The 24,168-nt window shown below is 39.8% G+C and carries 24 protein-coding genes and 1 other RNA gene; 14 read left to right on the top strand and 11 right to left on the bottom strand.

Annotated features, from left to right (window positions below; all coding sequences use genetic code 11):
• From PSF67_RS18455 to PSF67_RS18440, 4 genes are all read left to right on the top strand, one after another.
• Positions 1 to 984: phage tail tip fiber protein (locus PSF67_RS18455; RefSeq protein WP_272677430.1), on the top strand; the 984-nt coding region annotated here is incomplete at its 5' end.
• Complete coding sequence (locus PSF67_RS18450) at positions 974 to 1,969, top strand: DUF6453 family protein (RefSeq protein ID WP_272672363.1); 996 nt, start codon at positions 974 to 976, stop codon at positions 1,967 to 1,969. The genes PSF67_RS18455 and PSF67_RS18450, both read left to right, overlap by 11 nt.
• A 76-nt stretch (positions 1,970 to 2,045) precedes the next feature.
• Positions 2,046 to 3,614, top strand: a complete 1,569-nt coding sequence (locus tag PSF67_RS18445; RefSeq protein WP_272677429.1) for a phage tail fiber protein — start codon at positions 2,046 to 2,048, stop codon at positions 3,612 to 3,614.
• A 218-nt stretch (positions 3,615 to 3,832) separates the two neighbouring features.
• Entirely contained in the window at positions 3,833 to 4,603 is a 771-nt protein-coding gene (locus PSF67_RS18440; protein WP_125892288.1) for a hypothetical protein, read from the top strand.
• Between the two features lie 301 nt (positions 4,604 to 4,904).
• Here the strand turns inward: PSF67_RS18440 and ssrA are convergent.
• Positions 4,905 to 5,267: a transfer-messenger RNA gene (gene ssrA, locus PSF67_RS18435) on the bottom strand.
• Between the two features lie 48 nt (positions 5,268 to 5,315).
• On the bottom strand, positions 5,316 to 5,798 hold the full coding sequence (gene smpB, locus PSF67_RS18430) for an SsrA-binding protein SmpB (RefSeq protein WP_004265004.1): 483 nt from the start codon (positions 5,796 to 5,798) through the stop codon (positions 5,316 to 5,318).
• 153 nt (positions 5,799 to 5,951) lie between these two features.
• Between smpB and PSF67_RS18425 the strand changes: the two genes are divergently transcribed.
• Together PSF67_RS18425 and PSF67_RS18420 are read left to right on the top strand one after the other, a co-directional pair.
• Positions 5,952 to 6,386, top strand: a complete 435-nt coding sequence (locus PSF67_RS18425) for a type II toxin-antitoxin system RatA family toxin (protein WP_195697465.1) — start codon at positions 5,952 to 5,954, stop codon at positions 6,384 to 6,386.
• Positions 6,379 to 6,675: an RnfH family protein gene (locus PSF67_RS18420; protein ID WP_102137793.1), complete on the top strand. Its 297-nt coding sequence runs from the start codon at positions 6,379 to 6,381 to the stop codon at positions 6,673 to 6,675. The genes PSF67_RS18425 and PSF67_RS18420 overlap by 8 nt, the downstream gene beginning before the upstream one ends.
• A gap of 173 nt (positions 6,676 to 6,848) precedes the next feature.
• Here the strand turns inward: PSF67_RS18420 and bamE are convergent, their stop codons facing one another.
• The 3 genes from bamE to nadK form a co-directional block, all read right to left on the bottom strand.
• Positions 6,849 to 7,241 (bottom strand): outer membrane protein assembly factor BamE, encoded by a 393-nt coding sequence (gene bamE, locus PSF67_RS18415; protein ID WP_166267590.1) that lies wholly within the window; start codon positions 7,239 to 7,241, stop codon positions 6,849 to 6,851.
• 112 nt (positions 7,242 to 7,353) lie between these two features.
• Positions 7,354 to 9,015: a DNA repair protein RecN gene (gene recN / locus PSF67_RS18410; RefSeq protein ID WP_195697464.1), complete on the bottom strand. Its 1,662-nt coding sequence runs from the start codon at positions 9,013 to 9,015 to the stop codon at positions 7,354 to 7,356.
• 86 nt (positions 9,016 to 9,101) lie between these two features.
• Positions 9,102 to 10,001 (bottom strand): NAD(+) kinase, encoded by a 900-nt coding sequence (nadK, locus tag PSF67_RS18405; RefSeq protein WP_102137494.1) that lies wholly within the window; start codon positions 9,999 to 10,001, stop codon positions 9,102 to 9,104.
• 101 nt (positions 10,002 to 10,102) lie between these two features.
• On the opposite strand from nadK, the gene grpE reads away from it, so the two are divergent.
• A complete protein-coding gene (gene grpE, locus PSF67_RS18400; RefSeq protein WP_166267586.1) occupies positions 10,103 to 10,696 on the top strand; it encodes a nucleotide exchange factor GrpE in 594 nt (197 codons plus the stop codon).
• 54 nt (positions 10,697 to 10,750) lie between these two features.
• Here grpE and ung read toward each other — a convergent pair whose 3' ends face one another.
• Complete coding sequence (gene ung / locus PSF67_RS18395) at positions 10,751 to 11,431, bottom strand: uracil-DNA glycosylase (RefSeq protein ID WP_102137496.1); 681 nt, start codon at positions 11,429 to 11,431, stop codon at positions 10,751 to 10,753.
• Between the two features lie 378 nt (positions 11,432 to 11,809).
• Here ung and grcA point away from each other — a divergent pair, with 378 nt between their 5' ends.
• Both grcA and PSF67_RS18385 read left to right on the top strand, forming a co-directional pair.
• On the top strand, positions 11,810 to 12,193 hold the full coding sequence (gene grcA / locus PSF67_RS18390; RefSeq protein WP_004912835.1) for an autonomous glycyl radical cofactor GrcA: 384 nt from the start codon (positions 11,810 to 11,812) through the stop codon (positions 12,191 to 12,193).
• 158 nt (positions 12,194 to 12,351) lie between these two features.
• Complete coding sequence (locus PSF67_RS18385) at positions 12,352 to 13,797, top strand: ankyrin repeat domain-containing protein (RefSeq protein WP_231068388.1); 1,446 nt, start codon at positions 12,352 to 12,354, stop codon at positions 13,795 to 13,797.
• A gap of 32 nt (positions 13,798 to 13,829) precedes the next feature.
• Here the strand turns inward: PSF67_RS18385 and srmB are convergent, their stop codons facing one another.
• The 4 genes from srmB to PSF67_RS18365 all read right to left on the bottom strand — a co-directional run bounded on the left by srmB (position 13,830) and on the right by PSF67_RS18365 (position 18,479).
• A complete protein-coding gene (gene srmB / locus PSF67_RS18380; RefSeq protein ID WP_102137498.1) occupies positions 13,830 to 15,167 on the bottom strand; it encodes an ATP-dependent RNA helicase SrmB in 1,338 nt (445 codons plus the stop codon).
• 182 nt (positions 15,168 to 15,349) lie between these two features.
• Positions 15,350 to 16,555: a sodium/glutamate symporter gene (gene gltS / locus PSF67_RS18375; RefSeq protein WP_166267584.1), complete on the bottom strand. Its 1,206-nt coding sequence runs from the start codon at positions 16,553 to 16,555 to the stop codon at positions 15,350 to 15,352.
• Between the two features lie 272 nt (positions 16,556 to 16,827).
• A complete protein-coding gene (gene hutG / locus PSF67_RS18370; protein WP_272530640.1) occupies positions 16,828 to 17,745 on the bottom strand; it encodes a formimidoylglutamase in 918 nt (305 codons plus the stop codon).
• A gap of 2 nt (positions 17,746 to 17,747) precedes the next feature.
• Positions 17,748 to 18,479, bottom strand: coding sequence for an IclR family transcriptional regulator (locus tag PSF67_RS18365; protein WP_102137501.1), 732 nt, complete (start codon positions 18,477 to 18,479; stop codon positions 17,748 to 17,750).
• Positions 18,480 to 18,637: 158 nt separating this feature from the next.
• Between PSF67_RS18365 and trmN the strand changes: the two genes are divergently transcribed.
• A complete protein-coding gene (gene trmN / locus PSF67_RS18360) occupies positions 18,638 to 19,372 on the top strand; it encodes a tRNA(1)(Val) (adenine(37)-N(6))-methyltransferase TrmN (RefSeq protein WP_206276823.1) in 735 nt (244 codons plus the stop codon).
• A gap of 47 nt (positions 19,373 to 19,419) precedes the next feature.
• Here trmN and nadB read toward each other — a convergent pair whose 3' ends face one another.
• Entirely contained in the window at positions 19,420 to 21,015 is a 1,596-nt protein-coding gene (nadB, locus tag PSF67_RS18355) for an L-aspartate oxidase (RefSeq protein WP_272677428.1), read from the bottom strand.
• 394 nt (positions 21,016 to 21,409) lie between these two features.
• Here nadB and rpoE point away from each other — a divergent pair, with 394 nt between their 5' ends.
• From rpoE to rseC, 4 genes are read left to right on the top strand one after another with little or no spacing between them, the layout of a single operon-like run.
• A complete protein-coding gene (gene rpoE, locus PSF67_RS18350) occupies positions 21,410 to 21,988 on the top strand; it encodes an RNA polymerase sigma factor RpoE (RefSeq protein ID WP_004264984.1) in 579 nt (192 codons plus the stop codon).
• Between the two features lie 58 nt (positions 21,989 to 22,046).
• Positions 22,047 to 22,670 (top strand): anti-sigma-E factor RseA, encoded by a 624-nt coding sequence (gene rseA, locus PSF67_RS18345; RefSeq protein ID WP_102137504.1) that lies wholly within the window; start codon positions 22,047 to 22,049, stop codon positions 22,668 to 22,670.
• Complete coding sequence (rseB, locus tag PSF67_RS18340) at positions 22,670 to 23,620, top strand: sigma-E factor regulatory protein RseB (protein WP_102137505.1); 951 nt, start codon at positions 22,670 to 22,672, stop codon at positions 23,618 to 23,620. The genes rseA and rseB overlap by 1 nt, the downstream gene beginning before the upstream one ends.
• A gap of 3 nt (positions 23,621 to 23,623) precedes the next feature.
• Positions 23,624 to 24,088: a SoxR-reducing system protein RseC gene (gene rseC / locus PSF67_RS18335; RefSeq protein ID WP_102137506.1), complete on the top strand. Its 465-nt coding sequence runs from the start codon at positions 23,624 to 23,626 to the stop codon at positions 24,086 to 24,088.
• Positions 24,089 to 24,168 lie beyond the last annotated feature (80 nt).

Raw genomic sequence — 24,168 nt, 5'->3', positions numbered from 1 at the left:
CACACAGAGTCTATTGCAACATTGAATGAAACCACAACTCAGATTAAACAAACGCAACAGAGCCAGCACGAAGATACTCAAGCGAGCATTGGTAAGTTGACTGAAACGACGGCAAACACTGATAAGGCATTAACGGAGGCAAAAGAACAGTCAGAGTCACGTTTTGAAGATAATGAGGCATCAATCAATCATATCGAACAAACGATGAGTAATGAAGAATTAGCGCAAGTTGAAGCCATCGGGCAGTTAACAGCCCAGCAAAATGTGCAAGGTACGGAAATCTTACGCGCTAAAGCATCAATTACTCGTATCGATAAGGTTGTCGCTGATAATCACCAGGCATATGCACAATCTTTTGAAAAGATTGAGGCTCAGTTTGACAATCTCAATTCAAGTATTACAACTCTTAAGAAAACAGTTTCTGATAATGAGAAATCACAAGCGGAGGTTAATGAACTCATTAAATCAGAAGTGGGTGAGAATAAGTCCGCAATTGAATTGCGGGGGCAAACTGTTTTCGATCACAAAGGGAATGGCTCTGCTATCTACACAATTAAGACCGGTATTAACTGGAACGGCCAATACTATGACGCTAAGTTTCTTATGGGCGTAACTGTTCAGAATGGAAAAGTGGTTACACAAATTGGTTTTAGTGCCGATACCTTCGGTATTTTCAATCCATCCAGCGGCAAGCTAGAGCCCGTTTTCTTTGTCGAAAACGGGCAGGTGTTTATCAATGAAGCGTTTATCAACAAGGCCATAATTGAAAAAATTATTGTTGGGAGTGATTTGCGCTCTAAAAACTATGATCCCGTTAAGCGAGTCGGCTCAAGGATAGATATGGTGAATGGGATAGTCGAAATTTACGGGTCTGATAATGCAGGTTCGATGATCCAAAAAAATAATGAAATTTCGATGTATGACAAAGATGGAAACTTGCAATTGTTCATTGGCAACTGGAAAGGGGGGAATTTTGGCGTATGACGTTTATATGTTTAATAAAATTGGTTTGAAAAATCCCTACGGGCTTTCTGGAACACGGAGTTTTAATTATTTAAGAACGATTGATGTACCTAGAGCCCCGCTAGGAGAGTGGACTTACTCCCATGAAGTGACAGTGACGGAAAAATCACCTGACACTAAATTGATAGCAGTTCCCTTCCAAGCAACAAATGCTTGGCTTGATGACATGGGATGGTTCAATCATATCGTAATCGAAAATATAGGCGTTTCAGGCAATAAGGTGAGAGTTGGGCTAAGAACATCATATTTTTACAAGAATGACTATCGAGGATATACAGATCCAGCCGCTAGGCTGCATGTTTTTGAAACGCATAATGAGAATACGCGCTCAGGCTGGGGGGCTTACATAAAGGGGGCGACTGACTTTACGGCCATAACAAGTAACACTCAACTCGGTTTTATTGTGTGGTCATATAGTGGAACAATAACAGACGCAATGACATTACCCAGTAACTTGCCTAATCGTGATTCTCAACTGGTTCTTGCTTATTGGGATCACCCCAGCGCAGTGGTTGAGTATGACCATATTACTAATCGCGTATTAACACCCGGCAATACAGTAAAGATGGATATTATTATCATTCAAAGCGGGTTTACTCCACCATTAAAAAAAGGGGATAGTGGCCTGTTTTTGTTTAATAAAATGGGGCAGCCTGTTATTACTAATCACTATCCACCCATTAAAGCACCAGAAACTATTCACATAGGAAGAAGTGAATCAAAAGTGTACGACAGGCCATTAGTTCCCTTGGCTCGATACGGGGTGTTTTTTACAGGCTCGTCAAATAACAACCGGTGTTGGCATGGTGGATTAAGGATGCTCAATGGTGCAGTTAGCGTAAGGCAAGGGTCTTATTATAAATTTGGCTCGCATAAAACCGCTGCAGGTAATGCGTTTTATTCTGAGTGCGACACCATTGTTTTAAATCGCGATGACTATTTTTAATCTCTAAAAAGTTACTAAATTACAACTTAGGCCGCTTAATTGCGGTTTTTTTACGTCCAAATTTCGGAGAATTAACATGTCTTATAACATCGGTACAGTCACAACAACCGCAAACAGTACAAAATTAGTCGGTACAGGCACAAAATGGCTCAATAACATTAATCGTGTATCCGCAGAGCAGGCGATTCAAATTCAAATTGGTACTACAGTTCACAACAACAGTATTCAGTCGATTCAATCAGATACTGAACTCACATTAAATTTCCCATTACCAACATCAGTAACTGGGGCGAAGTACGTCATTCTCACGACGATGGTTCATTCTGTTTCCGATGCCATGAATAAGATTGTGTCCATGAACGGTGCGAATGTGCAGTTCAGCGACATATTAACGCGCTGGATGACCGAGCAGGGCATTATCACTGTTACATTGCCAGACCAAACGACTCAACAGCTACGCACAACAAAAGAAATGGATAAGCAGCTAGATGGGAAGTTTGATAAAGCGGGTGGGGATGTCATTGGTAATATTAGCGCTGTCGGAAGAGTAAAAGCAAAAACACAAAACACTAATGATTCAAATTATCTGGAACTCGAAGCGGGGCTATCGGGGAGTCGAATTAATTCATTTAGAGATGGAAAAACAACAAGTCACTCAATACCAGCCGCCAGCGGCACATTAATGCAAGTTGGAGACGGTGGGGTCGGTGGTAGTAGTAATTCATTAAAATTGACATCAATAACAGATTTTTCAAAAATGATATGTGCATTTTATCCTGTTAATCCAATCATAACAGAGGGTTTAGATTCGATAGGCTTGGCGGGGCTTTATGGGAATGCGATAGTCGTTAAAAATAACACAGCTGACGGTGTGACTGCGCTAATTATGGGGCAGACAGGTTCTAACGCATTATCTATTTTAAGAAAAAACAGGCCGCAAGATGCTCATGATTTAATCAAGGTGTATCACACGTCCAACACAACAAAAGACTCAAACGGAAACTTAAAAGCCGCATCACCAATTATTCGAGTATTTGCTGACCATATTGATCCAAATGAAGAAGCCGAAGGTGTAACACTCAAAAAACTGCATACGGGAATTTACCAGTTGCATGGCGTTCTTGGCCTACACTCTGATGCGAGCTGGGGCGGTATCAATGGCGGTATTACGATTCCATGCGGTATTAACCAGCTTCCACTGGTATATGCCCTTTATGATGTACTGGAGAAAGGTAAGCCACACCCATTTGATGGACGCATTGTTGAGCCTGATGAGGATGGGGATATTGTTTTGTACACATCTTATCGTCAGCATGATTTACCGCAAAACATACAGTATGAACGCTTCAAGCTATATCCAGAGTTTTTGCGTGATGCAACAGAAGATGAAGAATCAATACCGGGCTTTGATGGAAAGGTTGAATTAACACCAGGAGAGCCCTGCGATATTCCAGCGGGCCACTGGGTTGATGTTCGTGTAAATATGCCATCAAATTCTATCTACAATCAAAAGCAAGCTGAAGCAGAGAGACTCGCTAAGCTAGAAGCAGAGCGATTAGTGCAAGAAGAAGCTAAACGTGCAGTAGAGGAAGCAGAAAGGGCTAAGCAGGAATCTATCATCGATGAAAATGATGCAGCCCCGTAGCAGTAAATAAAAAAGCCCACCGAAGAAGTGGGCTCTTCATGAACTTAATAAGTCGCGTGTGATTTGTCTATTATTAGTGTACTTAAATATATACCACAGTGCTATCCTAATAAGGTTGCTTATGTAAATAGGGAATATTGCAGTTCATATTAAAAATTGGTTAAAAATTATTATGTTACCTTTATTTTTCAAGGTAGTACAAATTAAAAGGATGATAAATGAGCAGTGATACTACAGAAGAACGAAAAGACTCTCTATTAGATGATAAAATAACATTATTACTTGAGAGAAGGGCTCGTTTTGTAAGATGGGCAAACATTGGTTTAATTTTAATTCTTGTTAGTGCGGCTGTAATGGTTGCATTCTTAATTATCAGCGGAAAAGACTCTCAGCGTAGTTGGATTTCAGAGGCAATGACAGCGTTGAATAAAAATTCGCTTAAAATTGGTGATGCGGTCATATATAAACCAAGGAACGATGGAGAATATAAAGTTGGTTTTTATGATGGAAATGGTCTTTTTATATATCCAGATAACATCGCCTCAAAGGAGACTCATCTTTTACCTAAGGATATAAAAAATAGTGAGATTGACTCTCAATCTTCTAATGTATCTGGTGAGGATACATCTGAGCGTATATTAAATGCATATAAAAAATGGTCTAGTTTGGGGAAACCAGAAAAAAGTGAAAGTGAGAAAATTGCTGATTCAATTGCAACCGTTCTTCTCAACCTTTCTTTGATAATATTTATAGGCTTTGTAATGAAGGCGGTGTTAGTTTTTATAAAATATTATATGCAGTTAGGTACCGATTTTGAAAATCAAAAACTTGCATACGTGTTAAGTAAAGGTCACGTTGGTGATTTCTCAATTATTTTAAAAAACCTCCGTGAGAATAGTATCAATCTCGAAAAGACACCAACTCTACCACAAGAAAAAATAATTTTATCCCTAATCGAATCTATGGGGAAGTCGGGAGAAAAAAAATAGATATTTAATTTATCTATATGCTGTAGAAGATCATTAGAAGGCACAAGCTAGTTATTCGCACCATCAATTTTCAAAGCCTAAGTGGAAATTGAGGAATTACAGCTAATGCTTACTTGAGGAAAATGATGTGTAGCCATAACCTACAATAAAAAAGCCCACTGAAGTGGGCTTTTAGTGAACTTAATAATTCGCGTACGATTTGCGTATCATTTGTAGTCCTATTTGTGTCAGTGTGTAGTCCAACTGATTTTGCTAACTTCCTGTTTTTAAACCTGTTGTCCTATCACTGACCCACCAAATTTGGTGGAGCTGGCGGGAGTTGAACCCGCGTCCGAAATTTCTACATCCTCGGTACTACATGCTTAGTCTAGTCTTTAAATTCATTTGCCAGCTGCGGACAGACACGCCACCAACAAACTATCCTGATTAAATTTAACGCTTCAACCCCAGGCAAGGCATCCACGCGATCTCTTTTGGGTTTGACCTCTCTTGATCCCCGTCCTAAGAGCGGAGGCTAGGGAGAGAGGGCTCTAAGCAGGTTATTAAGCTGCTAAAGCGTAGTTTTCGTCGTTTGCGACTATTTTTTGCGGCTTTTTACGAGGCCAACCGCCCCTCGGCATGCACCTTGGGTTTCGCAAATCCCGTCGAATCCAGAATCAGCCCCAAGTTGTTGAGCGCAGTATAACAGAAAAATACTCTATAAAGCTAGAGGTTAGCGATTAGAATGTTTCATTATACGTGCTTTATCGAGTTGCCATTCACGTTCTTTAATGTCAGAACGTTTATCGTGAGATTTTTTACCTCTGGCAACACCAATTTTAACTTTACACCATGCATTTTTCCAGTAGAGGGAAAGTGCAATAACGGTATAACCTTCACGATTAACTTTACCGTAGAGTGTATCTAATTCACGTTGATTTAAAAGTAACTTACGGCTACGAGTTGGGTCGCATACAACATGCGATGATGCAACTGTCAGTGGAGTGAAGTTTGCACCGAATAAATAAGCTTCACCGTCCCTTAAAAGAACGTAGCTATCTCCAATGTTGGCTTTGCCTGCTCGGAGTGATTTAACTTCCCAACCCTGTAGGGATAGACCCGCCTCGAACTCCTCTTCGATAGAATATTCGTGGCGAGCACGCTTGTTCATAGCAATTGTTGCTGAACCGGGTTTATATGGTTTTTTCTTTGTCATAGTGCAATCATTATACTGTAAGCTGAGTTGAAAGAAATCTTTCTAAGCTGATATTTTTTTGATTGTGCAAATCTTGCCCTATGTGGGTTTTGTTTTTTGTTTAACCAATCAAAGGTGGTATTATACGCTCAGTTTTTGGGGATAGGAATTGATATGCCACAGATTAGCCGCTCTGCGTTAGTTCCGTTTAGCGCAGAACAAATGTATAAACTCGTTAATGACGTTATTTCATATCCAAGCTTCTTGCCAGGGTGTGTCGGTAGCCAAATTATTAGTCATAGTTCTGAAGAGATGACCGCCTCTGTTGAGGTGTCAAAAGCAGGCATTAGCAAAACTTTTATCACAAAAAATGTGCTAGAAGATAACAAGTGCATTCATATGCAACTTGTGGAAGGGCCATTTAGTAAATTAGCGGGTGGTTGGAGATTTATTCCTTTAAGTGCGGATGCTTGTAAAATCGAATTTCACCTTGATTTTGAATTTACAAATAAATTGATAGAGCTTGCATTTGGCAAAGTTTTCAAAGAATTAGCAAATAATATGGTACAAGCTTTCACTTTAAGAGCAAAGGATGTTTATAGTGTCTGAGCTGAACATTGAAGTGACATATGCGCTTCCTGAAAAGCAATTTTTGTTATCAGTTAAAGTTAAAGAAGGTAGCACAATAGAAGAAGCAATACTTGCTTCTGGCATCCTAGCCCTTAGGGATGATATTGACCTTAAAAAAAATAAGATTGGTATTTATAGCCGACCCGCTAAATTGACTGATTTAGTGCAAGATGGGGATCGTGTTGAGATTTATCGACCTTTGATTGCTGATCCAAAAGAATTAAGGCGTAAACGAGCCGAAAAATCTAAAGAAGCTAAAAATAAGTAACTTTATTCTATTGTAGCTAACCGAGCAAAAGCTCGGTTTTTTATTGAAATTTATTTAGTTAAAATGAGATTAAATAAATCTATAATAAAGGCACTCATAATAACAACCCGCCTGAATAATTTTTCAAAAGACAGGCTGTTATTATCATACTAGGTGGCCCTAGTGTCTTATGGTTAGTCAGCGGCTTTAGTTTCTGATACTTTTGTTTCAGCGGCTTCCATTGATTCCTGCGCGGCAAGATTTTTCTCGTTTTTGATGTCAGTCAGAATGCCATTACGATCAAAGATCAGAGTTAAAGTTTCTTGCTGAACTGGGTCATGACCAAGTTCTTGGCGGAAAACATAATACCAAGTCTGAGTACCAAACGGGTCAGATAACATTGGCGTGCCCAAAGTATAAGCGACTTGTTGCTGTGTCATTCCTTTTTGGATCTTAGCAACATCTTTCGCTGTGAGGTAATTACCTTGGTTAATGTCCGGGTGATAGACAAGACGTTCCATCATTGAACAGCCCGTAGACATTAATGCGAGTGATAGTGCTGCAGCAGTTAACAATTTATAACGCATGGATATCTCATTCCTTTTGGAGTCAGAACATCAATGATAATCGACATTGATACAATTTAAAACCTTCCTTATCGACTCTAAGACCACATAAGCATAAAAAAGTTGTCAAAAATTATGCTGCAAGTAACTCTTTCGCGTTGGCAAGCGTATTTTTTGTTACCTCAGAACCAGCAAGAAGACGCGCAAGTTCTTGTAATCTGGCTTTTTTATCCAGTAATTGCATGTGAGTTTCTGTTTCTACACCGTTTGTCTCTTTACTCACATAAAAGTGATGATGACCGCACCCAGCTACTTGTGGTAAATGTGTCACGCACATCACTTGCGTTGACTCACCTAGTTCACGTAGTAACTTCCCTACAATTGCTGCGGTTGGTCCACTAATACCGACATCGACCTCATCAAATATTAATGCAGGGGTATCCATTTTTTTAGCAGTAATGACTTGGATAGCTAATGCTATACGTGATAATTCACCACCCGATGCAACTTTAGCAAGCGCTTGGTGTGGTTGTCCTGGGTTAGTCGTCACATTGAATTCTACTTTACAGGCACCATCGATTTGTAGTTGTTCAGGTATAAATTTTACATCAATAGTAAATAGGCCATGAGGCATTGAAAGTTGATGCATACTATTGGTAATTAATGTACTTAACTCTTGTGCATAATGTAAACGTACATGGTGTAAGCGTTTTGCACATTCGAGAGCTGTATGATGATTCGCTTGTACTTGTGCATTTAAGACTTCTGCGTCTTCATTCTGATTGGCTATCTGTTCTTGTTCGCTTAGTAATTGCTGAAATAATTCAGGTAAGGCTTCTGGTGTGACATGGTGTTTACGCGCTAAGTTGATTTGTTTGGAGATGCGTTTTTCCAGTTCAAACAAGCGATTAGGGTCAAGCTCATATTGGTCACAATAGTGTTTGATTTCATCGCTGACTTCGCTGACTTGTATTGATGCTTCTTCAAGCATATCAAGTAACTCTGAGAATTTAGGATTGAGAGCAACCAAGTCAGTCAATTCATTTTTTGCCATATTTAATAAGCTAATAACATTCGAATCATCATTTTCGGATAGTATTTGTGTTGTTGTTTGCCCAATAGCTAAAAACTGCCCATGATTAGCGAGTTGCTTATATTCTTGGTCTATTTCTTCAAACTCTCCTTGAACAGGGAGGAATTCGTTTAGTTCTTTCAGATGATATTCCAGCAGTTGCTGCCGAGATTCACGCTCTTGCACCTGCTTTTGAAAGACGGCTAATTGTTGGCAGGAATCATGCCATGTTTGCCATGCTTTTTTCATTTGAACCAGTAGTTCTTGCTGGTTGGAATAGGCATCAAGCAAGGATTTTTGATGAGAGCTATCTAGCAAGAGCTGGTGTGCGTGTTGACCATGGATTTGAATCAGCAATGTGCCTAGTTCTCTAAGTTGTGATAAAGGAACTGAAACGCCATTAATAAAGCCACGGGAGCGACCATCTGGAGAGATAGTACGACGTAATAAGCACTCATTTTGGTTATCAAGTTGGTGTTCTGTAAGCCAATTGGCAGCTAATTGTGCATCTACTAAGGAAAAGCGAGCGCAAAGGTCAGCACGTTGTGCACCAGGGCGTACCATATTGGCTTCACCTCGATTCCCTAGACACAGGCCAAGTGCATCAATAGCAATAGACTTACCCGCACCTGTTTCACCGGTTATGGCGGTCATACCATTACGGAAATCAATTTCTAATTCACGTACGATTGCAAAATTATTAATTGTTAGTTGGGTAAGCATCTGCGCTCTCCTGTGAAAATACACACCTGTGTTTTAATACAGTGTATGACTGTTTTTTTATACAGTAAAGAGGCAGAATGAAAAAATTAGAAAGTTTTTTTAGCCCAGCCTAATTTTGAACTTAACGTATTGAAATAATTATAATCTTGTGGGTGAACTAAATTAAGATTTTTATTACTACGTTTAACAATGACTTCCTCGCCATCCTGAATAGGAAGCATGATTTGGCTATCACAGCTGACTTCATAATCAATATTTGTTCGTAAAAATTTCAGCCGAATACTGCTGTCACTGCTAATGACCAGTGGTCTTGAGGATAAGGTATGTGGAAACATGGGCACCAATACAATCGCGTCCAAGTTTGGGGTTAAAATAGGGCCACCTGCGGAAAGAGAATAAGCTGTAGAGCCTGTTGGTGTGGCGATAATCAAGCCATCAGAACGTTGAGAAAAGGCAAATTTTTCATCAATGTAGACCTCGAATTCGATCATATGCGCAACTTTGCCAGGGTGGAGAACAATCTCATTAATTGCGGTGCTTTTACGTGCTTTTTGGTTAGCTTTAATAACTTGTGCTTCGAGCAAAAAACGTCTTTCTTCACGATATTTACCGTCAAGAACACTCGAAAGTTGTTGTAATGCGTTATCAGGGTCTAAATCAGTAAGGAAACCGAGATTACCACGATTTACACCAATAACTTTATTATTATACCGAGATAAAATACGAGCAGCACCAAGCATGTTGCCATCACCGCCAACGACGACAACTAAATCAGCCTGTTGGCCTATTTCAGTTAATGTCCCAGTGTTGGCATTAGTTAATTTTAAATCTTTAGCAACTTGTTTATCGATAATGGCATGATAATTTTTTGAAATTAACCAATGGTATATTAATTCATGAGTTGCCAATGCCTCAGGGTGCCTAGGGTGCCCGACAATGCCTATCGTTTTAAAATGTGTTGGTGGTGTATTATTGTCCTTTCGCATACTTTTTTGGCCTCTGATTGTATGACTTCCCTTGAATCCCTGTATTAGATCCCCATAATACTCTCATATATGGGATTAATGCTAAATACGCGGAGATATTCATGAGTAGTAAAGACCAAAACATGCATGATGAGCAAGCTTCTGAGCAAAATGAATCACAAAAAGTTCAAGTAGAGCAAGAAGTAGACGTTCAACAAGCTGATGAATTACAAGCAGACGAACAAGCGTTAGCCGCGCGTATTGCTGAGCTTGAGCAACAATTAGAGGCTTCACAAAAAACTGAACGTGAAGCAATGTTGCGTGCACACGCCGAAATTGAAAATATTCGTCGCAGGACTGAGCAAGATATCGAGAAAGCACATAAATTTGCATTGGAAAAATTCTCAAATGAATTATTACCAGTGATTGATAACTTAGAACGCGCAATAGATGCTGCAGACCATGAAAGTGAAGAGTCTAAAGCGATGTTAGAAGGGCTAAATTTAACACTGAAAACCTTCTTAGATGCCGTGGCTAAGTTCGGTATTGAGCCTGTAAGTGAAGTGAATGTGCCATTCAATCCTGAAGTTCATCAAGCGATAACGATGATTGAGTCACCAGATCACCAAGCTAATCATGTGATCAATGTGATGCAAAAAGGGTACACGCTAAATAACCGTTTACTCAGACCTGCAATGGTTATTGTGTCTAAGTAATTGATAAAATGGGATGCATAAGTATCCCATTTTTTCTATGTCTACAATCTGAAATTATTCATTAATCACTGGCGCCCAATCAATGGGGGTTTTGCCCTGCTGAGCTAAAATTTCATTTGTTTGTGAAAAATGTCCACATCCTAGAAAACCACGGTGAGCAGAAAGCGGAGAAGGGTGAGGTGCTTTCAGAACATGATGGCGTTTGGTATCAATAATTTTACCTTTTTTCTGGGCATGCGAGCCCCAGAGTAAAAAAATCACACCCTCAGTATTTTCATTAATTGCTTCAATGACTTTATCTGTAAATGTTTCCCAACCTAAATGCGCATGGGAATGGGCATTGCCTTGTTCTACGGTGAGGACAGTATTAAGGAGTAAAACGCCTTGTTGAGCCCAACTGAGCAAGTAACCATGAGCCGGCCTTTGAAATCCATCAATATCCTTTTCGAGCTCTTTATACATATTCACTAATGATGGGGGTGGCTTAATTCCAGGAAGTACGGAAAAAGAGAGACCATGGGCTTGCCCTGGTCCATGATAAGGGTCTTGTCCTAGGATAACCACTTTAATATCGGAAAGCTCGGTATACTTAAATGCATTAAAAACGTCGTCTTGAGCAGGGTAGATAACCTTACCATTTTTACGTTGCTCTGCGACATACGCCAATGTTTCTTTGAAATAAGATTTTGATTTTTCAGGGCCAATAACATCGTGCCACGTAATGGAGTTTGACATGAAATATTCCATAACAATGAATTTATGAAGGAACAATTATATGAACCAGTTGATAGCTATAAGCTTACTGGTTCATGAGGGAGAGATAAAGCCCTGATATTGACGATTAATTTAAAAAAAATTGAAATTTTATAAAAATAGTTAAAAAAACAAATTATGAATTTTGATTTAAATCATAAAGTTGAGCTGAGTAAATTAGTTGCTAAGTGGAATAATTGATAAATATCAAAGAAAAAAGGGGTTCTAGCTGGTATAAAATACCTATATACATTGGTTAGACCAAATATCCAATTGCAAGTTTTCATAAGATTAATGGTTAATGTAGCTTCGATTTATTAAGCAAATCGAATGCAATCTAGCTCGAACGTGGAGGTCGACATGATTACAGGTATTCAAATTACAAAAACTGATAATGCAGCATTGTTGAATTCGTTCTGGTTACTCGATGACGAAAAAAATGAAGCTCGTTGTGTTTGTGCGAAAGCCGATTATAACGAAGGGCAAATCGTTGCTAAAGACGAATTAGGTGCTTTTGAGTATCGTGAAGTTCCTTTAGAAATGAAACCAACTGTACGCGTTGAAGGTGGTCAGCACTTAAATGTTAACGTATTGAGCCGTGAAACATTAGAAGATGCAGTCAAAAATCCAGAAAAATATCCACAATTAACAATTCGTGTTTCTGGTTATGCTGTGCGTTTTAATTCATTAACACCAGAACAACAGCGTGATGTTATTACTCGTACTTTCACTGAAAGCTTGTAATAAATATTAAATATAATTACATCTAGTAATGTATATTAAATTCTAAAGCCATTGTTATCAATGGCTTTTTATTTGTTACTAATAAAGTTGATTATTTCCCTCCTTGGTTATTTGTATTTCAATATTCTTCCAACAAATACACTTGTTAGGGAGAATTCATGTTATTATCTACACAACAAACACTATCAAAAAAAGATGAATATGTTTTTGTTAGAGAAAATTTAAATATTTATTTACGGCAAGAACACCAAGAGATTAAACCTTGCATAACAGAACAATGGCCTAAAAATATATTAAGAGAGGATTTTTTAGGAGGGCATGCTCAACAAAACGATTATATTTTAGCTTTACTATCGCAGGGGGCCTATCATAAAGATTGGCGGAATATACAAGGAGTTGAAAGATTAAATAATAAAGAGATTTATGATCTTGGAATTAACGCTGAATTATTAAATGACGATCAAACAGGATTTCAAGCTAATATCTGTCGATTTAATGATTTATATATTCTTTGTTTTGCTGGTACTAATGATATTATCGATTTTTACAGTAATATTCGTCAAGGCCTTGGTTTTTATGAGTTTCAATATTATCAAGCTGTTAACTTGATGAATATTTTATTCAATGCAGTAAATGGAAATACGATTTGCACGGGACATTCATTAGGAGGAGGACTAGCTTCAATTGCGGCGTTAGCGAGTCAATCCCCCTGTATTGCATTCAGTCCTGCAGGGTTGGCAAAAAACACTATTAATAATATTGGGATTGATTATCACATTGCTGAAAAAATGGCACAAGAAGGGTTGATACGCTATTACACGGTGCAATATGACTGGCTCGATAGATTACAAAACTCTTTACCGATCCCTTCTGCGTTGGGAAATTGTATTAAAATGGCTTATAGCGAACATAGTTCTTGGAAAGATTGGTTACCGACCCGTTTATTGACAAGAAGTTTTATTGCTCATTCAATGCTTAAAATTATTAGGGTTATGTGCAAGTATAAACCATGGAATAATTGGAATGCAATTACAGGTGAATATAATAAGGTAAAAGAAATACCATTAGAAACGTTTCCAATTAAAGAAGAAAAACAGGAAATGAGTTGGCAAGAGTGTTGTGAAAGTGCAATAAGAAAAGGGAATATAACTGAGTTTTCAGCACTTTTATCATTAGGCCATAAACCTTGTGACATTAATTTTCTGGCTCAACACTCAGTTAGAACGGCTAATGGGCAATTTATGAAAATTTTAATTGAATCCCGATATGGTCAAACAATTAAAATGTTTCAATCAAGAGAACAAAAAAGTATTCTACATTTAGCGGCGCAAAATGGCTGTTTTGTACAATCACAACTTTTATTAAAAAATGGGTTAGCAGTTAATATTAGAGATAATTTTGGGAATACTCCTTTACATGATGCCTTAAATAGCCATGCTCTCGATGTTGCTGCATTATTATTAGAGAATGGGGCTGATTGGCGAATCAAAAATAATAAAGGGTTAGACTGTAAGGATATACTTGGTAACCACATTATTAAATATGATTTATTAACGCCTGAAGGTAAACAAATGCGAGATAAAGCTTTTCAAATGATGAGCTAAATAAAAAACGGGCCTAAACCCGTTTTTAGTGACTAGCTTTTGTCGTTATCTGTTGATACGGAAGGGCTAGCAGGAGTACGACGTTTCCCAATATTTTTCTTGTCGCGATGGCGTACTTTTTCTTTTTTCTTGGCTTGTTCTTCTTTTTTCTTTTCTTTACGCTTAGCAAGTACTTTCTTCGATGGTTTTGGTTTATTTAACATCGCTTCTGAAGGGGCTTTAGTTGTTGGACGTAAAGAATCCACAACACGGATCTTGATAGGCTCTTCAATATAACGAGTAATTTTACCAAATAAAGGGAAATCATGCGCTTCGACTAAGGAAATTGCCGTTCCTTTACGGCCCGCTCGACCAGTACGACCAATACGGTGCAAGTACACATCAGCAGTTCTCGGTAAGTCAAAGTTAAATACATGGCTAACGTTTTCGATATCTAAACCACGAGAAGCCACATCTGTTGCAACGAGTACCTTAACTTGGCCATCAACTAGGCGGCGTACAGCTTCATTGCGTTTAGCTTGTGGCATTTCACCTTCGAGATAGCAAGGCTCGATACCGGCCTCACGTAACCATTGAACTAATTCGCGTAAACGCTCACGCTTACGCACGAAAACGATGGCTTTGGTGACTTCGTCTTGTTTTAATAAATGGCACAGTAAGGCTGTTTTATGCTCTAGCGTGTCAGCTCGGTAATGAAATTGCTGAATTTTTTTACGTTCACGACGAGAAGGGTCTGCATCAATTTCAATTGGGTCTTCTAATAAGCGCTCAGCAAAATCACGAATCGCTTCGCCTTCAAGAGTGGCAGAAAACAGCATGGTTTGCTTACGCCAGCGTGTTTCACCTGCGATTGTTTCTATGTCATTTGCAAACCCCATGTCGAGCATGCGGTCAGCTTCATCAAGGATCAAAATTTCAACGGCACGGCAGTCAAAGTTTTCTTCCTTAATATATTGGAGTAGACGGCCTGTTGTTGCGACGACAATGTCTTGATTTTCGCTGAAAACTTCAGCGTGATTCATATAAGCAACACCACCCGTGATTGTAGCGATATCTAAGTGATTATGGGCGCATAATTCTTTTGCTTGGTCAGCAACCTGCATGGCTAATTCACGCGTTGGCGTGACAACTAGAACGCGAGGCGGACCTGATTTCTTTCTAGGGAAATCAAGTAAATGTTGGATCGCAGGCAGTAAAAACGCGGCGGTTTTACCTGTTCCTGTAGGGGCTGAACCTAATACATCGCGGCCATCCATTGCAGCAGGAATGGCTGCCGCTTGAATAGCGGTCGGACGTTGATAGCCTTTGTCTGAAAGCGCATCTATTAGGCTTTCATCAAGTTCAAGTTCAGTAAAAGTGGATGCAGTCATGATATACCTCTATTTGGGGCGCTGATTATAAACAGGTTAGCAAAATTGTTCACCTGAAAAAATCAGCTTTGCTCAAGTGTAACTGTTTTCATTACGGACAGGGAGCGATATATCGATACATATGAATGAAATACAGGGAAGATAAATAATTGAAGGAGGAGAAAGCTCCTCCTTCATCATGCTTAGCTAAGTATATTAATTAACCATGTATGATAAGGAATACCAACTAAGTCAATGAGCACCGCACCACTGAGTGGCACAATCATGAAAGCTTTCATTGATACTTGTTTGTAACGTTCACATACAGAGGACATATTTGCCATTGCATTTGGCGTTGCGCCTAAACCATGCCCCATTAAGCCAGCACACATTACCGCGGCATCGTAGTTTTTGCCTAATAAGCGGAAAATGACAAAGACAACTAATAGAATTAAAATAATGACTTGTGCCAATAATATGGTGAATAGTGGCAAAGCAACAGCTTTTAGTTCCCATATTTTCAGTGACATCATAGCCATAGTTAAAAATAGGCCAAGTGAAACTTCAGAGATAAGGTCAACCGATTTTTGGTTAATACGGAATAATTCTACTTGGTCATTAACATTGCGAATTACGATTGCAATGATCATCGCCCCAACATAGCTGGGTAATGAAAACCCGGTTGCTTTAGTAAATTGCGCTGAAGCGAATTGGCCGATGACCATAATCCCTAGGACGAGCGCCAGCATTTTTAGAAAAGCATGAGCATCGATAGATTCAATTTTCCCTGCGATAGTTTCAGGAACTTGAACTCGCTCAACGTTTTCATCTGCTTTAATCTGCACATTAAATTTCTTAATTAAGAATGTTGCAATAGGGCCACCGAGTAAACTTCCTGTAATTAGGCCAAAAGTTGCCGCGGCAATTGCTGCAACTGTTGCAGATTGCACACCAAGGCCTTCAGCCATTCCACCAAAGGCAGCCGCACCGCCATGGCCCCCAGTAAGTGAAACACCACCAGCCATGATACCAATAACAGGGTCAACACCGAGTAAATGCGCAAGGCCTGCACCAAAGGTGTCTTGGAAGATAACCACAAACCAGCAGATAAACAGGTAGATAAAGAGTAACCGGCCGCCACTTTTTAAGATGCGGAAGCTGCCATCAATACCAATAGTTGTAAAGAAGGCGACCATTAAGAAGGTTTGTAAACTGGTATCAAAGTTGATTTCGGCTAGGTTAAATGATTTAAGCCCCCAAATGATCAAACTAACGAGAAAACCACCAATGACGGGAGAAGGGATACAGAAGCGTTGTAGCCATTCGATGCGTTTTTTTAAGTGGATCCCCATGAGTAGGCAGATCACCGTTAGGAAGAGGGTGGAGAGTGTGTCGAGGTGTAGAATCATATTTTTCCCTTTTTAACTGTTGTCTTTCACGCTACAGCGTTGTTGGCCGCGCTCCGTTACCCTAGTCACATACTTTTGTATGCTCCTAGGGATAACGTCACTTGCCGCCTAGCTGTAACGCGAAATTCAATAGTTAAAAACCATTAAGTTATTGCGCTACGGCTAGTTTGATAATCAACTTCAAAGCTATTTTTATTGTGGTGTTTGAAAATTAATTATCTTAACAGCGTGAGAAACAGTGTATTTATCAGTCGAGTTGTTGTGTTGTTTTATTAGAATAAGTATTGGTAAATCAAATAAGCCGCGAGTTTGGCAGTATGGTTGTCAATATCAAATTCAGGGTTGCATTCTGCGATATCAAAAACAGCAATTTTTTGGCTGTGCTTGATAATGGCAAATAGTTCATCAAAAATTTCAGTGGAAATGCCTTTCGGTGCAGGCGCACTCACACCCGGTGCGATAGCTGCAGAAAATACATCTAAATCAACGGTGACATATAAATAGTCTACAGCGTCAATGAAGTTTTTAATTTTTTCAATAGCTTGAGGTAGCTTGGAATAAGCTAACTCTTTATCGCGGATATATTGGCAACCCAATTTATCTGCGGTATCGAATAGAACTTTTGTATTGCCATGATCAGCGATGCCTAAACATAAATACTGGAAAGGACGTTGGTGTTGCTGACACAGCATGGCGGACTGTAAAAATGGGGTGCCAGATGTGGCGACAGGGGCTTCGCGTAAATCAAAATGTGCATCAAAGTTGATAATGCCAATCGTTTTACCTGTTTGATACTGTTCAACATAGTCAAACAAACCTTGGAAGCTTGCAAATGCAACTTCATGACCACCGCCAAGGACAATCGGCTTTTGGTTATCAGCGAGGAGAGCAATAAGTTGGTCGGATAAGCAGCGCTGTGCTGCTTCTAAATTGCCATCATCACAGCGAATTGTACCAACGTCTTTGATCGCAAGTGGTTGATGAATAGGCAACCCTGCCAGCTGGTGACGAATTGCATCAGGGCCTGCTTTAGCGCCTTGGCGGCCTTTATTACGTCGGACGCCTTCATCAGAGGCAAAACCAATTAATGCAAATTTGGCGGGTGTGTGTTTGTTCATGACTTGGTGGATGCGCAAGTGTTCTTGTGTTTCACCATCTGTGCGCCCTTGCCATTGGAAAGGTTGTGTCATAGTTACTCCAAGTTAATTAGTTTAGTGATGTTATGCGCGGCTTGGCAGGTGTGCGTGATAAATTCATCCACACGATGTGTAGAACGAAATTCAGGTGCCATAACTGAAACGACCGCTAATACATCATTCCCTTTGAAAATGGGGGCAGAGACACCCAGTACGCCTTCATCGATTTCACTTACAGACATGCCGTAACCTTGTTGGCGTATTTGTTGTAAATCTTGTTGTAGCTTTATTTTTTGTTGTTCAGTGGTTAATTGCTTTGTATGAGCTTCAACCACTTGTTTTTGATAGAGTTCATGGCGAAAAGCTAACAATGTTTTCGCACTGGCGCCTTTAATTAAGGTATTACCACGACCAATAATAAAGGAACAGCGCAGTGCTTGTTCACTCTCAATCATGTCGACACAAATGGTTTCTCGTAGATTTGAGGTGATAATCGCCACGGTTTCTTGGGTTTTTTTCGCTAAAGTTTGTAGCTCTTGTTTAGAGGCGCTCATCAATAAACTGTGGTGATAGTATTTTTCTTGATTTTTGATACTCTGCGAACCGACGCAATATGTACCGTATTGTTTTGCGTGAGATACAAATTCCCAATCTATGAGAATTGTCAGTAACCGATAAACGGTTGATAATGGGATATCTAGCGCTGACGAAATAGACTGTGGTGTCACCGGAGAGGCGCAAGTTGTAATGTAAGACAAGATGTCTAAGGTTCTATTTATACTGTTCATGGCATCTCCTTTTTTTCGAACTTATCAGTAAATTTTTTCCGTCTCAAATATAATTCCCGTAATATGAGAATTATATTGTAGCAAATAGGTTAAATTATCACTTTTATTTGCTTAAAATGAGAATGATCGAATAAGTATTAACCAATTAGAGTGCCTGAATGTGTAAGCAACAAAAGAATTACCGCAAAGGCGGTTTTACGTTTAAACAGTTTTTTGTGGCTCATGACCGATGTGCGATGAAAGTGGGAACGGATGGTGTGCTATTGGGTGCTTGGGCCCCTGTAGAGGGTATCCTGTCTGCTTTAGATATTGGGAGTGGTAGTGGGTTAATCGCGTTGATGCTAGCACAGAGAAATACAATATTACGTGTTGATGCCGTTGAGTTAGATAGTGATGCAGCAGCGCAAGCGCAAGAAAACTTTATTGGGTCACCATGGGCTGAGCGTTTACAGGTTATCAACCAGGACATTGTAAGTTACAGCCAGTCGTCTCCCGCGCAATATGATTTAATTGTCAGTAACCCACCTTACTTCGAGCCTGCGGTTGCATGTCGAGATGAAAAACGAGACCAAGCAAGATATACATCAACGTTAACACATGATGTTTTACTTGAAAGTGCGAAAGCTTGCCTTGCTGCTCATGGACTATTTTGCTTAGTGCTACCACATGACGCAGGGGAAAAATTACAGAAGATGGCCGAAGATTCTGGCTGGTTTACTGCTTTTCGCATCAATGTGAGTGATAAAAGGGTAACACCTTATCATCGGATGTTGTTAGGTTTACGATTACAGAATATTGAAACTAAGGTGACATCATTAGCGCTCAAGGAAGAAAATGGGGAATATACCGATGAATTTCGTAAACTAATCCAACCATTTTATGTGAAATACTAAATTAGGTAAATACTAAAGCCGGCACTAAGGGCCGGCTAAAGTTTTGGTTATTCAGGCTGTAAAATAGTGGGGCCTGAATTAGGACGTGGCTCTGGGTAATCTAAGGTGTAATGTAACCCACGGCTCTCTTTGCGTTCTAATGCACAACGAACCATTAATTCAGCGACTTGAACTAAGTTACGTAATTCAAGTAAGTTATTTGAAATACGGAAATTTGCATAGTAGTCATGAATTTCTTGCTGCAATAGATGGATGCGACGCAGTGCGCGTTCAAGGCGCTTTGTGGTTCTTACAATCCCCATATAATCCCACATGAATAGACGTAATTCATGCCAGTTATGTTGAATAACAACCTGTTCATCTGAATTATGTACTCTGCTTTCATCCCATTCAGATAAATAGGGGATTTCATCGATCTGTTTGATCGTTTTATTAATGTTTTCTGCCGCAGCCCAGCCGTATACCAAGCATTCTAATAGCGAATTGGAAGCCATACGGTTTGCACCGTGCAAGCCTGTGTAGCTAACTTCGCCAATAGCATAGAGATTCGAGATATCAGTCATACCGGCTTCATCTACAATAACACCACCGCAGGTATAATGGGCTGCAGGAACGATAGGGATAGGCTCTTTGGTCAGGTCTAGCCCTAAAGTCATCAATTTCGCATAAATAGTTGGAAAATGATTTTTAACAAAATCGTTAGGCTTATGGCTGATGTCTAAATACATGCAATCAGCCCCAAGACGCTTCATTTCATGGTCAATAGCACGCGCAACAACATCACGAGGGGCAAGTTCACCACGATCGTCGTGATCAGGCATAAACCGGCTTCCATCAGGGCGCTTGAGGTAAGCCCCTTCACCACGTAATGCTTCAGTTAATAAAAAATTACGTGCTTGTGGGTGAAACAAACAAGTCGGATGGAATTGATTAAATTCAAGGTTAGCAACACGGCAGCCAGCTCGCCATGCCATTGCGATGCCATCACCAGAAGAAATATCTGGGTTTGTGGTATATTGATAAACTTTAGCCGCTCCACCTGTGGCGAGAACAATCGTTTTCGCTCGAATGGTTTCAACTTGTTCTTTTTGGCGGTTCCATACGTAAGCGCCTAGAATTCGTGGTGATTCAACCTCATTAGAAAGGATAAGGTCGACGGCATTATAACGTTCTTTAATATGAATATTTGGATGGGCAAAAGCGAGGTCGACTAAGGTGGTTTCAACTTCTTTTCCTGTCGCATCTGCATGATGTAGGATCCGACGATGGCTGTGACCACCTTCACGTGTTAAATGATACTGTGTTTCACCGTTCTCGGTAATTTCAGTATCGAATAAAACACCTTGGTCTATAAGCCATTGAACACAATGTTTCGCATTGGAGGCAATAAACTCAACCGCTTCTTTCTGGCAGATACCAGCACCCGCAATTAGCGTGTCTTCTACATGAGATTCGATGCTGTCAGTGTCATCAAAAACAGCGGCAATACCGCCTTGTGCGTAATAAGATGCCCCTTCACTGAGGCTACTTTTACTGAGAATGGTCACTTGATGAAAAGGGGCGAGCCGTAAGGCAGCTGAAAGTCCTGCGACACCACTCCCAATGATTAAAATATCAGTGTAATGCTGTGTGGATCCGTTCATAAGTGTTTGCATGTATATAATAGTATGTATTGAGTTTTTTATGTTAGCCTATCGAGTGCCCTATTGCTATTAGTGGATGGCTGTTAAGACACAGTATATTGACCTAGCGCTATTTACGTATTCAAATGGTTTTACTGTGATAGCTATCGCATTCGTATTTAAAATCTGTATGCTGTCATATGAGTCTGCAAGATTATTATAGGCAGTTGTTTTAATAAGGATCTTTAAGATCATCTAAGTAATTTTTTTATCAGTTTTGTAAATTTTTGACTATTTTTTTAGATTAAATTGAACTTCAACGAATTCTACTACTCAAAGTAGTGCTTGCTTTAGGAAGGGAGAACATGATCAAGTTAACATATTATCGGCCTGAATTCGGGAGATATTTCCTGGAATGAGCGAGCAACTGACCGACCAGATTTTGGTTGAAAAGGTACAGAAAGGCGATCAACAAGCTTTCAACTTATTGGTGATAAAATATCAGCATAAAGTCGCGAGCCTAGTATCCCGCTATGTACCGCAAGCAGATGTGCCTGACGTTGCGCAGGAGTCATTTATAAAAGCCTATCGTGCCATTGGTTCGTTTCGTGGTGACAGCGCGTTTTATACTTGGCTTTATCGGATTGCGGTAAATACAGCTAAAAATTATTTAGTTGCCCAAGATAGACGCCCACCTGCGTCGGACTTGGAAGCGAGTGATGCAGAAAACTTTGAAACCGCAGGTGCCTTAAAAGAAATTTCGAACCCAGAGAACTTAATGTTGTCTGATGAATTAAAGAAAGTTGTTTTCCGAACCATCGAATCGCTGCCTGAAGATCTTAGAATGGCAATTACGCTTCGCGAGTTAGATGGATTGAGCTACGAAGAAATCGCAGAAATAATGGATTGCCCAGTTGGCACCGTACGTTCTCGAATTTTTAGGGCAAGGGAAGCAATTGACAATAAAGTTCAGCCACTGATTCAACAATATTGATATGTTAAATCAGTCAATTAAATATAATTGTGATGCAATTAACTGAAGGTAATTGGGCATGCAAAGAGAGAAACTTTCCGCAATGATGGATGGCGAAGTACTAGACTTAGAACTGGTCAACGCTATTTCACGTGATTCAACGTTAAAACAACGTTGGGAGAGCTATCATCTTATTCGTGATACTCTGCGTAACGATACTAGTGAAGTCATGCACTTTGATATTGCAAGTAAAGTTGCGGCAGCATTAGAGAATGAAGCTGTGCGTATTAATCCTCAGGTAGTTGTCGAATCGCAGCCAGAACCTGCGACTTGGGGGGCTTTCCCATTCTGGGGCAAAATTCGTCCTTGGGCGAGCCAGTTAACTCAAATTGGTGTTGCAGCTTGTGTATCTTTGGCCGTGATTGTTGGTGTTCAACAATATAACCAAAGTAGTGCTGTTGACTCTCCTGTTGACGAGCCAATGTTCAACACGATCCCTGTTGGTAGTGGGGCGCCAGTTAGCTTGAATATCTCAGATAACCAATTATTTGGTAATGAGCAGCAAATTCAACAAGTTGAACAACAAAATCAACGTATTAATGCGATGCTTCAACAATATGAAATTGAAAGACGCTCGATGCTTAACCAGCAATATCAAGAGTCTGCACAACCTGCGTCTTCAGCAGGAGTTAAATTGCAATAATGAACAAATGGTTATCCGTCATCTGCCTGACGGGCAGCCTGATTATTTCTAATCAAGCTTCGGCATCTGAACTAGATGCCGATGTTCTTTTTAAAGAAATGGGAAATGCTGCCCAGAACCTTTCTTACGAAATGTCTTATATGACATTCAGTCCGCAATCAATAACACCAGTACGTTACCGCCACGCAATCATTAATGGTGAGCCTGTTTCACAAATGATCCAAATGGACTCATCGCGTCGTGAAATTGTTCAAAAAGGCAATAGTATCAGTTACTTTGAACCTGGTTTTGATGCATTTAGCTTAAGTGGTAAATATATAGTTGATAATTTACCATCAGTAGTTTTTGCCAATTATCAACAGATTAAACCTTATTATAATTTTATTGATGCTGGGCGTACCCACATTGGCGATAGGCCAGCATTAGTAATTCGCATAATATCGAAAGACAATTCTCGGTTTAACTATGTAGTATTGATCGACGAAGAAACGAAATTGCCATTACGTATCGACCTTCTCGATAATAATAGCCAAACATTAGAACAATTTCGTGTGATCTCGACGGTGCTAGATAGCCAAACAGTTAAGGATTCATTACTTGCGTTAAGTAAGGTAAATATGCCGCCATTATTGATTTCCCCTAAAAATGGAAATCCTTCCTTTAAGTGGCAAGTTGGCATGTTACCACCTGGTTTTGAAGAAATATCCCGCTCTTCGCGAAAATTAGCTGAAGATGACGTGGTAGAAACCGCAATGTTTAGTGATGGTTTATTTACCTTTTCTGTAAATGTGACAAAATCGACTAAAGGCCCGTTACTTGACCAACCGCTTCAAAATGGGCGTCGGACTATTTACACCATGACGCAAAAGCAAAATGTCATCACTATCATCGGTGAATTACCGTTAGCAACAGCACAAGTGGTCGCAGGTAGTATTCAGTTTCGGGAGTAAATTATGGTAAAAGAGTGGGCAACAGTAGTCCGTTGGCAAAACGGTAGGGCTTTATTGCGCTATGGTTCTTCGTCCGGGTGTGGCAGTTGTGGTGCTCGTAAAACCTGTGGTTCTTATGCTTTAAGCAAAATAGGGCCAAATACGGAACATGAATTAGAAATTGCGATTGAACAACCGTTAGTTGAAGGACAAAAAATTGAAGTCGGTATTCCTGAAGGAAGTTTGATTCGTTCAGCGCTATTAGTTTATCTAACGCCTATTTTGGGGTTATTTATTTTTGCTGGCTTAGCGCAGGCGTTTGATTTTGAACAGTTCTGGATAGCGATTTCAGGTGTAATTGGTGGTATTATTGGTTTTTATGTCGCGCGTAGGCTTGCATCAAATTGGCGTGATGATGAAGCTTTTCAACCCGTCGTTTTACAGATTGGGTTACCTCCAAACGAGCTTTCAGTGCAAATTAATTGCTAAATTTCAATATGTTGAGTTAGAAGGTTAATTTGATATTATCAATAGAAGGGGAACATATGTTTCCCTTTTTTGTGGATGAG

This window comes from Providencia sp. PROV076 (genome assembly GCF_028483405.1).
Lineage (GTDB): Bacteria > Pseudomonadota > Gammaproteobacteria > Enterobacterales > Enterobacteriaceae > Providencia > Providencia huaxiensis.
Note: the sequence above shows the minus strand (reverse complement) of the source record. Positions and strands in the feature narration are given on the sequence as shown.

Bases quoted from the DNA above. Each gene is read 5' to 3' on its own strand.
- PSF67_RS18445 (WP_272677429.1), top strand. From the start codon at position 2,046: ATGTCTTATAACATCGGTACAGTCACAACAACCGCAAACAGTACAAAA.
- trmN (WP_206276823.1), top strand. From the start codon at position 18,638: ATGTGTAAGCAACAAAAGAATTACCGCAAAGGCGGTTTTACGTTTAAA.
- recN (WP_195697464.1), bottom strand. From the start codon at position 9,015: ATGCTTACCCAACTAACAATTAATAATTTTGCAATCGTACGTGAATTA.
- grpE (WP_166267586.1), top strand. From the start codon at position 10,103: ATGAGTAGTAAAGACCAAAACATGCATGATGAGCAAGCTTCTGAGCAA.
- rseB (WP_102137505.1), top strand. From the start codon at position 22,670: ATGAACAAATGGTTATCCGTCATCTGCCTGACGGGCAGCCTGATTATT.
- gltS (WP_166267584.1), bottom strand. From the start codon at position 16,555: ATGATTCTACACCTCGACACACTCTCCACCCTCTTCCTAACGGTGATC.
- hutG (WP_272530640.1), bottom strand. From the start codon at position 17,745: ATGACACAACCTTTCCAATGGCAAGGGCGCACAGATGGTGAAACACAA.
- rseA (WP_102137504.1), top strand. From the start codon at position 22,047: ATGCAAAGAGAGAAACTTTCCGCAATGATGGATGGCGAAGTACTAGAC.
- nadB (WP_272677428.1), bottom strand. From the start codon at position 21,015: ATGAACGGATCCACACAGCATTACACTGATATTTTAATCATTGGGAGT.
- PSF67_RS18385 (WP_231068388.1), top strand. From the start codon at position 12,352: ATGTTATTATCTACACAACAAACACTATCAAAAAAAGATGAATATGTT.
- bamE (WP_166267590.1), bottom strand. From the start codon at position 7,241: ATGCGTTATAAATTGTTAACTGCTGCAGCACTATCACTCGCATTAATG.
- PSF67_RS18365 (WP_102137501.1), bottom strand. From the start codon at position 18,479: ATGAACAGTATAAATAGAACCTTAGACATCTTGTCTTACATTACAACT.
- srmB (WP_102137498.1), bottom strand. From the start codon at position 15,167: ATGACTGCATCCACTTTTACTGAACTTGAACTTGATGAAAGCCTAATA.
- PSF67_RS18440 (WP_125892288.1), top strand. From the start codon at position 3,833: ATGAGCAGTGATACTACAGAAGAACGAAAAGACTCTCTATTAGATGAT.
- rpoE (WP_004264984.1), top strand. From the start codon at position 21,410: ATGAGCGAGCAACTGACCGACCAGATTTTGGTTGAAAAGGTACAGAAA.
- PSF67_RS18425 (WP_195697465.1), top strand. From the start codon at position 5,952: ATGCCACAGATTAGCCGCTCTGCGTTAGTTCCGTTTAGCGCAGAACAA.
- nadK (WP_102137494.1), bottom strand. From the start codon at position 10,001: ATGCGAAAGGACAATAATACACCACCAACACATTTTAAAACGATAGGC.
- grcA (WP_004912835.1), top strand. From the start codon at position 11,810: ATGATTACAGGTATTCAAATTACAAAAACTGATAATGCAGCATTGTTG.
- rseC (WP_102137506.1), top strand. From the start codon at position 23,624: ATGGTAAAAGAGTGGGCAACAGTAGTCCGTTGGCAAAACGGTAGGGCT.
- ung (WP_102137496.1), bottom strand. From the start codon at position 11,431: ATGTCAAACTCCATTACGTGGCACGATGTTATTGGCCCTGAAAAATCA.
- smpB (WP_004265004.1), bottom strand. From the start codon at position 5,798: ATGACAAAGAAAAAACCATATAAACCCGGTTCAGCAACAATTGCTATG.